Source organism: Desulfosudis oleivorans Hxd3 (assembly GCF_000018405.1).
Classification (GTDB): Bacteria; Desulfobacterota; Desulfobacteria; order Desulfobacterales; family Desulfosudaceae; genus Desulfosudis; species Desulfosudis oleivorans.
Genome location: NC_009943.1, coordinates 1,159,805 through 1,173,201, shown reverse-complemented (window position 1 = coordinate 1,173,201; position 13,397 = coordinate 1,159,805). Strand labels below are relative to the sequence as shown.

General features: G+C 57.5%; 10 protein-coding genes. 3 read left to right on the top strand and 7 right to left on the bottom strand.

Going from position 1 to position 13,397, the window contains the following annotated elements; translation table 11 throughout:
* The 7 genes from DOLE_RS05135 to DOLE_RS05100 form a co-directional block, all read right to left on the bottom strand.
* A complete protein-coding gene (locus tag DOLE_RS05135; RefSeq protein ID WP_012174427.1) occupies positions 1 to 1,272 on the bottom strand; it encodes a CoB--CoM heterodisulfide reductase iron-sulfur subunit A family protein in 1,272 nt (423 codons plus the stop codon).
* Between the two features lie 293 nt (positions 1,273 to 1,565).
* Positions 1,566 to 3,545, bottom strand: coding sequence for an adenylyl-sulfate reductase subunit alpha (aprA, locus tag DOLE_RS05130; RefSeq protein ID WP_012174426.1), 1,980 nt, complete (start codon positions 3,543 to 3,545; stop codon positions 1,566 to 1,568).
* Positions 3,546 to 3,624: 79 nt separating this feature from the next.
* Positions 3,625 to 4,059, bottom strand: coding sequence for an adenylyl-sulfate reductase subunit beta (aprB, locus tag DOLE_RS05125; protein ID WP_012174425.1), 435 nt, complete (start codon positions 4,057 to 4,059; stop codon positions 3,625 to 3,627).
* Between the two features lie 374 nt (positions 4,060 to 4,433).
* Entirely contained in the window at positions 4,434 to 5,447 is a 1,014-nt protein-coding gene (locus DOLE_RS05115) for a hypothetical protein (RefSeq protein WP_012174423.1), read from the bottom strand.
* Between the two features lie 59 nt (positions 5,448 to 5,506).
* Positions 5,507 to 7,024, bottom strand: coding sequence for a GMC family oxidoreductase N-terminal domain-containing protein (locus tag DOLE_RS05110; protein ID WP_012174422.1), 1,518 nt, complete (start codon positions 7,022 to 7,024; stop codon positions 5,507 to 5,509).
* Positions 7,024 to 7,461, bottom strand: a complete 438-nt coding sequence (locus tag DOLE_RS05105) for a hypothetical protein (protein ID WP_012174421.1) — start codon at positions 7,459 to 7,461, stop codon at positions 7,024 to 7,026. The genes DOLE_RS05110 and DOLE_RS05105 overlap by 1 nt, the downstream gene beginning before the upstream one ends.
* 58 nt (positions 7,462 to 7,519) lie before the next feature.
* Positions 7,520 to 8,005 carry a hypothetical protein gene (locus DOLE_RS05100; RefSeq protein ID WP_012174420.1) on the bottom strand — a complete coding sequence of 162 codons (486 nt, stop codon included), beginning with the start codon at positions 8,003 to 8,005 and terminating at the stop codon, positions 7,520 to 7,522.
* Between the two features lie 178 nt (positions 8,006 to 8,183).
* Between DOLE_RS05100 and DOLE_RS05095 the strand changes: the two genes are divergently transcribed.
* The 3 genes from DOLE_RS05095 to DOLE_RS05085 all read left to right on the top strand — a co-directional run bounded on the left by DOLE_RS05095 (position 8,184) and on the right by DOLE_RS05085 (position 13,390).
* Complete coding sequence (locus DOLE_RS05095; protein WP_012174419.1) at positions 8,184 to 9,467, top strand: peptidase U32 family protein; 1,284 nt, start codon at positions 8,184 to 8,186, stop codon at positions 9,465 to 9,467.
* Positions 9,468 to 9,636: 169 nt separating this feature from the next.
* Entirely contained in the window at positions 9,637 to 12,894 is a 3,258-nt protein-coding gene (locus DOLE_RS05090) for a hybrid sensor histidine kinase/response regulator (protein WP_012174418.1), read from the top strand.
* Between the two features lie 46 nt (positions 12,895 to 12,940).
* On the top strand, positions 12,941 to 13,390 hold the full coding sequence (locus DOLE_RS05085; RefSeq protein WP_012174417.1) for a chemotaxis protein CheW: 450 nt from the start codon (positions 12,941 to 12,943) through the stop codon (positions 13,388 to 13,390).
* Positions 13,391 to 13,397 lie beyond the last annotated feature (7 nt).

Genomic DNA, 13,397 nt, shown 5'->3' with positions numbered 1-13,397 from the left:
CTACCTCTTCAGAGTTTGAATTGCCTTCAGTGCCATGCCCGTTGCATTCTGGTTGGACGACACCACGTCCAGCGGTTTGTTGGCACACCCGGCGGCAAACATGCCGCCCTTGTCAAAATCATTGAGAACAAACCCGTCTTCGTTGTACTGCAGATCGGCCGGCAGCTTCTGCCTGGCGGCAGTGGGCTGCATACCCGTGGCCAGTACGACCATGTCCACGGTCTGTTCCGTCTTTTCGCCGGTCACGGCGTTCTCCGCCACCACCGTGATGTTGGATCCGGCCGCCTCTTTTACCTCGGCCACCTTGCCTTTGATAAAAAAGATGTTGGGATCTTCCTTGATCGTGTTGTAGAACTTCTCGTACCGGTAGCCCGGTGTACGGAGATCAATATAAAAAATGTAGACTTTGGCTTCCGGATACCGCTCCCGAATATAGGTGGCGTGTTTCAGGGAAGCCATGCAGCAGATATAAGAACAGTAGGGCAGGTGGTTTTCGTCCCTGGAGCCGGCGCACTGAACAAAAGCGACGCTCTCAGGCGCCTTTTCATCCGACGGCCGGACAATTTTGCCCTGTGTGGGTCCGTTGGGGGAAGCCAGCCGCTCCAGCATCATGTTGGTGATGATGTTCTTGTATTTTCCAAACCCCAGGGTGTCGATTTTGGTGGCGTCATAGGGCTCCCAGCCGGTGGCCCATACAATAGACCCCACCTGAAGCTCGATGACCTTGGGCTTCATGTCCAACTCAATGGCGTTGTACTGGCATACCTCCACGCACTTGTTGCAGGCGGTTCCCTTGCAGGCGGCGCCGTCAATGGCATAGCGCATGGGGAAGACCATGTCCGTGGACTTGAAAATCGCCTTGTTCTTGTCCATGCCGAAATTGAAGTTGTTGCTGCGCTCCGCCGGACAGACCGCCACGCAATCGCCGCATGCCGTGCAGTTCTCGTTCACGAACCGGGGGTTGAGCTGGATAGAGACCTTGTAGTTGCCCGGGCCGCCCTCCACCTTTTCCACTTCGGCCATCGTGTACGTACGAATGTTCCGGTTGTCCTTGATCCGCCGATAGTTGATCTCAAGACCGCAGGACGGAGGACACAGCTTGGGAAAATACTGGTTCAGCTGCGCCACGCGTCCGCCCAGGTAAGGTTCCTTTTCAATGAGGAACACCTCGTAACCCACCTCGGCAGCCTCAAGGGCGGTAGTCAGACCACTGATGCCTCCTCCGACCACCATGATGCTTCCGTTGGCAGAGGTCGAATTATCTGTCGCCATACCATCCCTCCGTAAAAAATGAATTAATATACAACCTGTCGGTTCCTTGAGCCGGAAGTCCCTTCCGGCATCTACGATACGGTAGAAAAAGCGACCCGCCTGCTGCCCGGTCGCTTTACGAATCTGGCCACGGCTTAACCGCCATTCAACACCGCACGGTTAAACCGCCACCACAGTCGTAAAGCCGGGATCAGGGCGGCCGGCAGAAGGCCGGCCGCCCTGGCCGTTTTTAATAAAAACCTCCAGGCGGCAAAGCGCCTGGAGGTTTATTGCCGCTTTACAACACCCGAGGCTTAGGCGTCGGGAATGATCTTGTGGTAGTCCACCTTCTTAAGGTTCCACTGGTTGGCGGCCTTGTCGTAGGTGGAGTTGGTGAAGCAGAACCAGTTGGCGTCGTCCTGACCCGGATGGTCCGCGTTGTAGTAGAAGCCGGGGTAACGGGTCTCTTTCCTGAACTGGATGTGACGGCAGTGGGCTTCCACGGTGTAAATCCGGTGGTAGATTTCCCAGCATCTCATCAGCTCATGCAGATCGCCGGCAGCCAGCTTTTCGCAGTCTTCCCGCATCATCTCGAACAGATCCATGAGGACCTCGAGGTTCTTCTCGCTGGTCATGTAGTAGGTCGCGGTGCCCGCGCCATACTCATGGGTGGCCTTCATGAGGCGATACATCATGCCGTTGGGCTTGATGTAGTTCGGGTTGATGTCAATGGCCGTGGTGTAGTCACAGCTGTCCAGGAAAACGCGAACCGGCTTGTAGACCATGTCTACCAGCTCATCCTTGGTCTCCTTGATGGTCGGGGTGAAATCGGCGTTGTCACGCACGTACTTGACCATCTCCTTGGCCGCAATACGGCCTTCGGCATGGGAGCCGGAGGAGAACTTGTGACCGGAGCAGGCAACGCCGTCACCGGAGGTGAACAGACCGTCAACGGTGGTCATACGGTTGTAGACTTTGCCGTTCTTGGCCTTGATCTTGTAGGAATCCGGAACCCAGTCGTAATCCGGGCCGGAAGTCCAGATACCGCAGCAGCCGGAGTGAGAACCCAGCAGGTAGGGCTCGGTGGGCATGACTTCGGAGTTCTTCTTCTCGGGCTCGCAGTTCTGGGCACACCACAGGTTGGCCTGGCCACAGGTCATGTCGAGGAAATCTTCCCATGCCTCGGACTCCAGGTGCTTGAGCTCCTTCTTGTCCATGGTCTTGCCCAGCTCGGCCAGCGCGGTAACAGTGTCCATGATGATGGGACCGCGGCCGGCTTTCATTTCGAACAGCATCAGGTGGTTCCGCAGACAGGTCGGGGTGATGGCGGCTGTTCCGTAAGGGGCATAGTTCTGCAGCTCCGCCTTGGCAGCGTCGCTGGCGGCAAAATTTTCGCCCAGGCCGTTAAGGGCCTTTGCCTTGAACAGCAGGAACCATGCACCGACAGGACCGTAACCATCCTTGAAACGAGCCGGGGTGAAACGGTTTTCCATCATGGAAAGTTCGGCGCCGGCGCGCAACGCCATGGTGTAGGTGGAACCAGAGTTCCATACCGGGTACCATGCACGGCCCTTGCCTTCGCCTACCGACCGCGGCTGGTAGATATTGACCGCGCCGCCGCAGGCAACCATGATGGCCTTGGCCTTGATGATGTAGACTTTGTTCTCACGGACGGAGAAACCCACGGCACCGGCGATTCTTCCAGGATCGTTGGCATCGTTGAGCAGCTCGACGATGAAAACGCGCTCCAGAATATTGTCTTCGCCCAGGGCCAGCTTGGCGGCTTCGGCAACGACCCGCTTGTAGGACTCGCCGTTGATCATGATCTGCCACTTGCCGGTACGGACCGGTTTGGCGCCCTTCTTCAGGGAACCCATGGCCAGGCCCTTCTTGCCGTCCATGTTCTTTCCGTCTTCGCTCTTCTTCCAGATCGGCAGACCCCACTCCTCAAACAGATGAACGGAGTCATCCACGTGGCAGCCCAGGTCAAAGATCAGGTCTTCACGGACAATGCCCATCAGGTCGTTGCGGACCATGCGGACGTAGTCTTCCGGAGCGTTTTCGCCGATATAGGTATTGATGGCGGAAAGGCCCTGGGCAACGGCGCCGCTTCTGTCCATGGCGGCTTTGTCGACCAGCAGGACCTTCTTGTCGCCGGACCATTTCTTGATTTCAAAAGCAGTGCCGCAGGCAGCCATGCCGCCGCCGACGATGAGGATGTCGACTTCGCGCTCTTCAACTTCGGGATCTCTTACGGCCTTGAGTTCACCCAATGGTTTATTCGGTAATGCCATATTCTATCCTCCTTAAGAATTAAAATATTCGTCGTTCATTGATTGTACTTGTCTTACCGGAATACCGCATTCCCCTGGACTAGACAGTCTTGGGGGTAGGCAGCGTACGCCCATCGGCTTCTTCGGTGGAAAGCAGACCGGAATCCAGGTCTTTGCCCTGAAGGTCTTTGTAAGCGTTTGCCGTACCTTCATCGGTTGTACGGATGGGGAACTTGAACCGTTTTACGGTACCGTTGCGGAACTTGCAGGTCCACATCACGTCCTCGGTGCCCATCATCGGCATGATGCTGCTTCCAAGGGGAACAAAGTCGGCATAGCCTCTGACCTCGATCGCCTGGGTGGGGCAGATCTTGACGCAGGAAAAGCATTCCCAGCACTGATCCGGCTCCTGGTTGTAGGCTTTCATGGCGTTGGCATCCAGAACCATCAGGTCGTTGGGACAAATGTACATACAAGCGGTTTTGTCCCCGCCCTTACAGCCGTCACACTTTTCAGCAATTACGAAACTTGGCATTTAAATACCTCCTGTTTTGGTTTGAATATTAAATCACGCTAAACGCTTGGATCATGCAGTTTACACTGCCGCTCAAGTATGATTCCTTTCGCACCTCCCTTCTTTATTTGTATAATTTTTTGTGCTCCATCGGTATCATGAAACCGAAAAACATCCGAATTCAAAAATTTCTCAACCAGTTAGACCTGTTACAGCGCAAATATCCTGCAAATGCAAACTGGCAGTTTATAAACAAAAAAATTAAAAGTCAAGGTTTTCCAGCAACTATTATGAAAAATCAGGACCGTGGCGCAATGGCATAAATATCATTAAAAAACAAACTGTTAAACTTATCCTGCGCCGAAGAAACAGACAGGGAAAAGGGAAGGGAAACACTATGCGTGGATGGGGACCCCGTGGCCGTGATGGTCATCGGTCAGAATTTCAAAGGCGGCCCGGTGACCGGTTGTAAGAGTTTCCTGCGTACCGGTATCTTTTGACAAAACCGACAGCCGGCATGACGCGATCTTTGTGTTCAGGCAGTGTTTGATACCGCCGGGGGGGTTGTAGTACTGAAGCCCCACAAACCCCTCCTTTGGAGCGGCAATGGTTCCTTCAATCCTGACATCCCGGTCCTCCGACGCAAAGGTCCAGGAAAAATAATCAAACTTTCCTTTGGCCTTCAGGCTTTGTCCAATGGTGTTGAGCGCGTATTCTTTGTCCTTGTGGCGCAGCACCATAACGGTCATGCGCGGAGTATAGATCGGCCCCAGTTTGATCTGGGCCGTGGCGATTTCCAAAAAGCTCTCCGGGCTGTTGTCGAACCCGGCCACCTGGCCCCATGCATAGGAGTCGGTATGCTTGACGCCCCAGTTGTGGTTCTGGCTGCCGATCCAGTCGTGTATCTCGTGACGGGTTCCCCCTGCTGTAATGGTGCCGTCAAACCTGGCCATGGGCAGGCCCACCAGTGTCTTTGCCTTGGGCAGTTTGGCTTCGTACAGCTTGGGGGCAAACAGAAAAACAGGCGGGCTGTCGCTCGAAAAGGTCAGATCCCATTTCACATCCATTCCCCTGCCGGCCCGGCCCGATGCTTTCTGGCCGTCAAGGGTCGCGCCTCCGACCTTTACGGTAAACCGGCTGTTGTCAAACATGCAGTCAGCCAAAGGGAACTCGTCCTTCACCGACACATGCCGGCCGGTGGCACCGTCAAACCAGGTGGCCCAGAGCTCACCCATGGCGCCGGCCGGGTTGTTCCGGGGCGCGAATATCGTGTACCGAATCCAGAAGGCCAGGGGCTTTTCCGGATGGTTGGCCCGAATAAAATAGCTTTCGTAAAAACCGTTCTGTTCTCCCGTATAACGGGCATGGTTGGCCGTGGCGGACAATGTGTCAATCAGACTGGCTGTCATGGTTTTTCCTGCCTTTCAAGGATGATGGCTTCGTAAAAAGCCCAATACAGCGACCTGTATCAGTACCGTCCGGCATGGGCGGCGATATAGTCAGCGGCCCGGGCGGCAAACGCCATGATGGTCACCTGGGGGTTGACCCCCAGGGAGGAGGGAAAAACGCTGCCGTCGGTGATAAAGAGGCCCTTGACGTCATGACTTTCGAGATTGAGGTTTACCACGGCCGATCGCGGGTTGTTGCCCATCCTGCAGGTGCCCAGGGGATGAAAGGCCATGAGCTCGAAATGCCATGGCCGGATGGGCATGGTTTTGAACCGTTCCAGCTCCTGTTTGCCGGTAATCTCCGGCAGCTTGAAACAGCCGGTAAACACCCGCCGGGCCCCGGCGGCAAAAAAGATGTCGGCCAGGATGCCCACGCCTTTGCGCAGGGTTTCGGCATCGGCCTGGTTCAGGGAGTACCACGCGGTATAGGCGTAACCGGGCAGGCCCGGCAGAATGCGGCCCCGGGTGGTGTCGCTGACCATGACGCCAAAAGCGGCAATATTATTGTATGCCCTGGCCAGGGCCTTATGTTTCTGCCCCATGCCGGGCAGGGCCAGTCCCATCACCCCCGGCGGGATGAAAATGCCTTCCAGCATGATCCCCTCATCGGCAAAGGCGTCAATGAAACCGCCCTGGGAGACGCCGTGGTGGCCATTGACCACCTCGTCCATCTCGGCCACCACCCGCCCGCAGGGATGGATGGTCAGGTTTCTGCCCACCTGCCCGGACACGTTGGCCAGCCGGTTTTTCAGCAGAAATGCCGGGGTGATCATAGACCCCATGGCCGCGCACACGATGCGGGCCCGAATAAAAAACGAGCCGGTCTCCCTGCCGTTGGCGGGATTGACCACACGACCCTTTACCCCCACCACCCGGCCGGCTTCGGTAACGATCCGTTTTGCCCGGCAGTTGGCGTAAATCCGGGCGCCGGCTTTGTCTGCCCGGGGAATATAGGCCAGGTCAGTGGACTGTTTGGCCTGTTTCACACATCCCCACTGGCACACGCCCGCGCCTTCGCACCCCTTGACATTGTGTTTCAAGGGTTTGGTTTCGATGCCCAGCTTTTTTGCGCCCCGCCTGACGATCTGGTAGTTTTTGCCCAGCACATCCTCGGAGAGTTCCACCACGCTGATCGCTTTTTCAACCCCATCAAAATAAGGGGCCAGCGTGTCATAGGAGAGCCCGGCGCAGTCGTACCGGTCGGCCCACTTTTCCACCACCGGCTTCGGGGTACGAAAGCAGGTGGCGGAGTTGATGATGGTGGTGCCGCCCACGGCCTTTCCCAGGGGAAGGGAGACCGGGGGCAGTCCCAGGGTCACGGTAAACCCGTCGTCCCGGTACATCATGGCCATCATGTCGGCAGGATCCTGGTTGAAGTTTTTAATGGTAAAGCGGCTTCCCTCTTCCAGGACCGCCACCCGCAATCCCTTTTCCGCGAGATCTGCCGCCACCACGGCACCGCCGGCGCCGGTACCGATGACACACACATCCACGGTCTCTTCAATATCACCGGCAATATCTTTGTATTCTTTTATCATTACGGCCTGACCCCCTCGAATTCGTCCGGCACGGGAAACTTTTCCGCAAACCCGATGGCCGCCTTGGCCTCTGCCGTGCCGTAAAAGGCGGGAAACACCAGGGCCTTAAGAAGGGTCATCACCAGGGGACCCCAGAGGGCCGACGCCTCGGCCCGGTGCATCAGCAGTTCCAGCCGGTCTTCTGAAAGTCGCGTGACCGAAACAAAACGCCGCAGAAAGAAAACAGGCCAGGCGTAATCCACAAAGACCAGCAGCAGCCGAATGCCCAGTTGTGTCAGAAACGGCATGCGAGAGATGGCATAGTCGGCCCGGGCCAGCCACTGGTCCGCCACATGGACCGCGCCAAGGGCGAAGTGGGGCCCGCCGGCGGGAATCATGCCCCGTCCCAGGGCCAGAAGAATTTGCGCCTGACGGCGCGATAACGTTCTGTAAGCCATACGTGGTTCTCCGATACTCTTTTGTTCCGCCGGCGATATCCCGCCGGCATCCGTATTCTTACGTGTATTGAAAAAGATTTCCCATGGTAAACCGGAAGGAGAAAAGAAACGTCAGGCCCTGCCGCCAGGGAAAATAGACAATTGATTCGGAAATCACCTTTCCCGTCTCCAGTTCCGTCACCGTACCGTAACAGGTGACATGGGTCCGGTGGAGGTTCCACGGCCAGATGTTGCGCTTTTCCCCCACGTACCGGTAAGCCCGGCCCTGTTCATCGTTGAAAACCAGGTCGTAGCGAATCTTGCGGCCTGAAAAATAGAGCAGGTGAAGCGACCCCTTGCAGTCCGCCTTTTCCACCAGGCCGTCCACGGTGATCCACCCCCGGGCCTCGTTCCACAAGAACCGGTCGGAAAACGGGTTGGCCCACTGAAGCAGGCTGCTGTTACCCCATGTCAGGGCAAAGGTGAGGGGCCGTTCACCCCCTTCCGGGTCATCGCTGAGCCGATGGGTTCCGGTCATCAATTCGTTTAATTTAAAACCGATCATGGCACCGCTCCTGTTTGGGAATTACAGTATGTTGTAACCCGTTCCTTTTAAAAATACAAGTAAAAGCCCGGCTGGCGAAGGACCTGCCTTGACACATCGGCAGGGCTGTACTATTAGCCCGAATATCTCATGAAAAATTTCGCCCCAATCAACTCGTGAGATATTCGGTTACCCGGATATGTATAATGAACTGCGGAACACCATGAGCCACCCGTTAAAAAAAGTGGAGCTGCTGGCCCCTGCCGGTACCCCGGAAAAACTGGAGATCGCCATTCACTACGGCGCGGACGCCGTCTACCTGGCGGACAGCCGCTTTTCCCTGCGCAATTTCGCGGGCAACTTCACCTGCGACCAGTTAACGGCGGCGGCCGGCCTTGCCCGAAAACACGGGGTGAAACTGTATGTGGCCTGCAACATCTATGCAAGGACCGATGAAACCGAGGCCCTGTGCGAATACTTTCACCGGCTCTCCGCCATCGGCCCGGACGGCATCATCATAGCGGATCCCGGCGTGCTGAAACTGGCCAGGGCCACCATTCCCCATATTCCTGTTCACCTCAGCACCCAGGCCAACACCACCAGCCTGGAGGCGGTCCGCTTCTGGGAACAGCAGGGCGTGTCCCGTATCAACCTGGCCCGGGAGCTCACCCTGACCGAGCTTGCCCAAATCGCCTCTCAAACATCGGTCCAGATCGAAACCTTTGTCCATGGGTCCATGTGCATGGCCTATTCCGGCCGGTGCCTGCTCAGCGGTTTTCTCACCGGCCGGGAGAGCAACCGGGGCCTGTGCAGCCAGCCGTGCCGGTGGCAATATTCCCTGGCCGAGGAGACCCGGCCCGGGGTCTGGATGCCGGTGTTTGAAGATGACCGGGGGGCCTATGTGTTTAACGCAAAAGACCTGTGCATGATCGAACACATCGACAGCCTGATCAACGCCGGCATCGCCGCCTTAAAAATTGAAGGCCGCATGAAAAGCATTCATTATCTGGCCGCCACTGTAAAGGTCTATCGCGAGGCCATTGATGCTTATTACGAAAAACCGGAAAAATATCGTGTGCAGACCGCCTGGATCGAAGAACTTGAAGCCGTCAACAACCGGGGGTTTTCCACCGGCTTCTACTTCGGTCCCCCGGAAAGCGGGGGCATCAACCGAACCGGTGCCCGGCCCGGCACAGCATACCGCTTCCTGGCGAGGATCCTTCGGGCCCGGCCATCGGGCCGGGTCACGGCCGAGGTGAAAAACAAGCTGTGCGAAGGCGACGCCGTTGAAATTTTGACCGCCGGAGGACCGGTTCGGCCAGGCACGGTGCTGAACATTTTTGATGCCGACGGCAACCCAATGGAAGCGGCCATGCCCAACAGCACGGCCACCCTGGTCCTTTCCGCCACCTGCGGACCCAACGACCTGATCCGGTGCCGGGAAACCCCGCCTGCGACACAGGGGGGGGAACACCTGCGATAAACGCTTGATCTGTTGCTTTTTTTTTATTTTGCAGATAGAATGGAGCGTCCAATCGACCGGCTGTTTTTCCTAAAGACCGGTCTTCTGTTTGGCGCCCGGCGGTTTAAAGCCGCTTAAACGCCAGGGTAAAGATCGAAAGGTCGAACCGATATAAACCTGGAGGGATCGAATGCTTATCGAGGATGAAGAAAGCTTGCAGATGTATGTGGAAGAGTCCCTCGACCACATGGCAAACATCGAAAACAACCTCCTGGCCATTGAAAAAGGCGGTGACAGCGCGGATCCGGAGATCGTCAACGAGGTGTTTCGCGCGGCCCACTCCATCAAGGGCGGGGCCGGGCTCATGGGGCTTAACAACATCAAGGAACTCTCCCACCGGGTGGAAAGCGTACTGGGCATGATCCGGGAAAAAAAGATCACTCCGGACGCCAGCATCATCAGCATTGTCCTGTCCGCCTTTGACAAGCTCTACGAGATGGTCACCCACATTCGGGAGAGTGAAACCATCGATATTTCTGAGGAAGTGGTTTCCCTCACCGGTCTGACCACGGCATCCCTGCCCGCCGCCAGGAAACCGGACGTGACAAAGATGATCAACATCCTGCCCCCGGACGGCGGCCCCGCCCTGTTCCAGATAAGCCGTCTGGATCTGGACAAGGCCCGAAAAGGGGGACGGGATCTTTACCTTATTGAATGGGACCTGATCCAGGATATTCACGAGCAGGAGCGGTCCCTGATGGAAATGATGAAGTCGGTCTCCATGAGCGGCGACGTGCTGGACATAACCATGAAAATTGAGGCTGTGGGTACGCTGGAGGAAGGGACCCCTTCCCGAATCCCCATCCTGATGCTCTACTCCTCCCGCATCGGCGACGATATCCTGCCGTCGCTTTTTAATGTTGAGCGGCACCAAGTTCACCGGGTGACCGAGGCGATGATGGTGCCCGCGGAAGCCGATAAACCGACCCCGGTCCGGCCCGACGCCGGTATGCCGGAAACGGCACAATCATTTACGACGGAAACGACACCCGCCCCGGAGGCCACGATGCCGGACGTTGCTGATGAGGACCGGCCCGCGGCCCTCGACACCACAGACACCGTGTACGCGGATGAGGATGACGGCCTGACCATCGACAGCCTGAAAGGCCCCCATGTCAAGGCGGCCCTTTCCCAGACATCGCTGCGGGTGGATGTCAAGCTACTGGACAACCTGATGACCCTGGCCGGCGAGATGGTGCTCAGCAGGAACCAGTTAATCCAGAGCCTGACGGCCCAGAACGCCAAAACCATTGCATCGGCGGCCCAGCGGATCAACATGGTGACCTCGGAGCTGCAGGATGTGATCATGCGCACCCGCATGCAGTCCATCGGCACCATCTTCAACAAGTTTCCCCGGCTGGTGCGGGACATGTCCCAGACCCTGGGCAAGAAAGTGGAACTGACCATCGAAGGCACCGACGTGGAGCTGGACAAGACCATTATCGAGGCCATCAGCGAGCCCCTGGTGCATCTGGTCCGCAACTCCGTGGACCACGGTATCGAACCCCCGGGCAAACGGGCCCAGCTGGGCAAAAGTCCCATCGGCCGGATTCACCTGGCGGCCCTGCACGAAGCCGGACAGGTCTCCATTGAAATCACCGACGACGGCAATGGCATCGACGATCAGCTCATCGTGGCCACGGCCCTGCGAAAGGGATTGATCGCCGAACGCCGCGTGGCCGACATGTCCAGAAAAGAGAAAACCGAACTGATTCTGCTGCCGGGCTTTTCCACCTCGGATAAAGTCACCGATGTGTCGGGCCGGGGCGTTGGCATGGACGTGGTCAAGACCAACCTGGAAAAACTCAGCGGCACCATGGACATCGACTCGGTGCCCGGTAAATATACCACCATCAGCATCAAGCTGCCCCTCACCCTGGCCATCATTCCCAGCCAGATCATCTCGGTCTCTACTGAAAAGTATGCCATTCCCCAGGTCAACCTGGACGAACTACTGCGGATTCCCGCTGACCAGGTAAAAAACCGGATTGAAAAGGTGGGGGACGCCCCGGTGGTCCGGCTGCGGGGACGGCTGCTGCCCCTGGTGGATCTGGCCGAGGTACTGGGCATTGAAAAAACCTATGTACACCCTGAAAACGGCCTGGAGTACAGTGAGCGGCGCCAGAATGTGGCGGACCGCCGGTCCCGGCAGCATCTGGCGGAGACCGAAACAGAGGATGCAGCGCCGGCACCCGCCAAGGAGACACGAAGCCAGTCCGGGGAACGGATCCCGGCCAGCCGTCGGAAAGCCGAAGACCGGCGGTTTCATGCCACCAGCGCCGTCAACATCGCGGTGGTGTTTCAGGGCAACACCCGCTACGGCCTGATCGTGGACCGGCTGCTGGATTCCGAGGAGATCGTGGTCAAGCCCCTGGGCCGGCATTTCAAGCAGTGCCAGGAGTACAGCGGCGCCACCATCATGGGGGACGGCCGGGTATCGCTGATCCTGGATGTGGCGGGTGTCGCCCAGTCTGCCCGGTTAAAATCCCTGGAGCTGTCGGAAAAAGCCCAGCAGCGGGCCGCCGAGGAAAAAGCCGCGGCCACGGCATCGGACCAGACCAAAGCCTCCCTGCTCATGTTTGCCAACGGTCCGGACGAACAGTTTGCCGTCTCCCTGAGCCTGGTGGAGCGCATTGAGAGCATCAACCCGACGGCCATCGAGCATGTCGGAGGGAAAAGAATCATTCAATACCGGGGCGGGGCACTGCCCCTCTTTTCCTTGAGCGAAGTGGCCGCTGTCAGCCCTCTGCCCGAATCCGGAGAGATTGCGGTGATCGTCTTCAGCCTTGGCGGCAAGGAGATCGGCCTGATGGTGGCCCCGCCGGTGGATGCCATTGAAGTACCCATCACCATTGATTCCAAGGCCCTCAAGCAGCCCGGCATCATCGGGTCGGCCATTATTCACAACCATACCACCCTGCTGGTGGATGTGTTTGAGGCGGTCAAGACCGTTTATCCCGACTGGGTCGCGGGCGGCAAAGCCCCCGGCCGCCCCGTGGCCGAGGGAAACAAGGCAACGCTCCTGTTTGCCGAAGATTCCGATTTCTTCAGAAAGCAGGTCAGGGGATTCCTGGAAGAGGACGGCTATACGGTGCTGGAAGCCGCCAACGGCCAGGCGGCGTGGGAACTCCTTGACACCACCGACCAGACGGTAGACCTGGTGATCACGGACATCGAAATGCCGGTGATGGACGGATTTGAACTGACCCAGAAAATCAAAAGCGACAACCGGTTCCGTCACCTCTCCGTGCTGGCGCTGACCTCTCTTGCCGGTGAGGAGGATATTGTCCGGGGCAAGCAGATCGGCATCACCGACTACCACATTAAAATGGACCGGGAAAAACTGCTGGACACTGTCAAACGGCAGTTGGCGGCTGACGCCGGTTGATGCGGTTTCAATAACAAGCGATCCGGTTCATCAGTAAGGAGCGATCATGCGAAAAGGTCTCAAACGAAAAGACCGGGCGGAACTGATCACGTTCTACATCGGCAACACCCTGTGCGGCATTGATATCACCGATATCCAGGAGATCAACAAACAGACCACCAATCTCACCTGGGTGCCCCGGGCCCCGGAGTATGTGGTGGGCGTACTGAACCTGCGGGGCATGATCGTCACCGTGGTGGATATCGGCAAAAAACTGGGGCTCAACCCGCTGGAGACGGGCAAGCACAGCCGGAACGTCATTGTGCATTACAAGGACGAGCTGGTGGGGATCCTGGTGGACCAGGTCAGCGAAGTCATCTCCTCAGATGCCGACGATATTGAGCCGGCCCCGGCCAATCTGGGCGGGGTGCAGGGTGAATACTTCAGCGGCGTGCTGAAAACCGACCGGAAACTGATCGGCATTCTGGATGTCCATCGCGCCCTTTCGGACGACTGATCCCCGC

What these genes read in the sequence shown, in the direction of transcription:
- DOLE_RS05100 (WP_012174420.1), bottom strand. Translation starts at nt 8,005, where the DNA reads ATGATCGGTTTTAAATTAAACGAATTGATGACCGGAACCCATCGGCTC.
- DOLE_RS05135 (WP_012174427.1), bottom strand. Translation starts at nt 1,272, where the DNA reads ATGGCGACAGATAATTCGACCTCTGCCAACGGAAGCATCATGGTGGTC.
- DOLE_RS05090 (WP_012174418.1), top strand. Translation starts at nt 9,637, where the DNA reads ATGCTTATCGAGGATGAAGAAAGCTTGCAGATGTATGTGGAAGAGTCC.
- aprB (WP_012174425.1), bottom strand. Translation starts at nt 4,059, where the DNA reads ATGCCAAGTTTCGTAATTGCTGAAAAGTGTGACGGCTGTAAGGGCGGG.
- aprA (WP_012174426.1), bottom strand. Translation starts at nt 3,545, where the DNA reads ATGGCATTACCGAATAAACCATTGGGTGAACTCAAGGCCGTAAGAGAT.
- DOLE_RS05095 (WP_012174419.1), top strand. Translation starts at nt 8,184, where the DNA reads ATGTATAATGAACTGCGGAACACCATGAGCCACCCGTTAAAAAAAGTG.
- DOLE_RS05115 (WP_012174423.1), bottom strand. Translation starts at nt 5,447, where the DNA reads ATGACAGCCAGTCTGATTGACACATTGTCCGCCACGGCCAACCATGCC.
- DOLE_RS05085 (WP_012174417.1), top strand. Translation starts at nt 12,941, where the DNA reads ATGCGAAAAGGTCTCAAACGAAAAGACCGGGCGGAACTGATCACGTTC.
- DOLE_RS05110 (WP_012174422.1), bottom strand. Translation starts at nt 7,024, where the DNA reads ATGATAAAAGAATACAAAGATATTGCCGGTGATATTGAAGAGACCGTG.
- DOLE_RS05105 (WP_012174421.1), bottom strand. Translation starts at nt 7,461, where the DNA reads ATGGCTTACAGAACGTTATCGCGCCGTCAGGCGCAAATTCTTCTGGCC.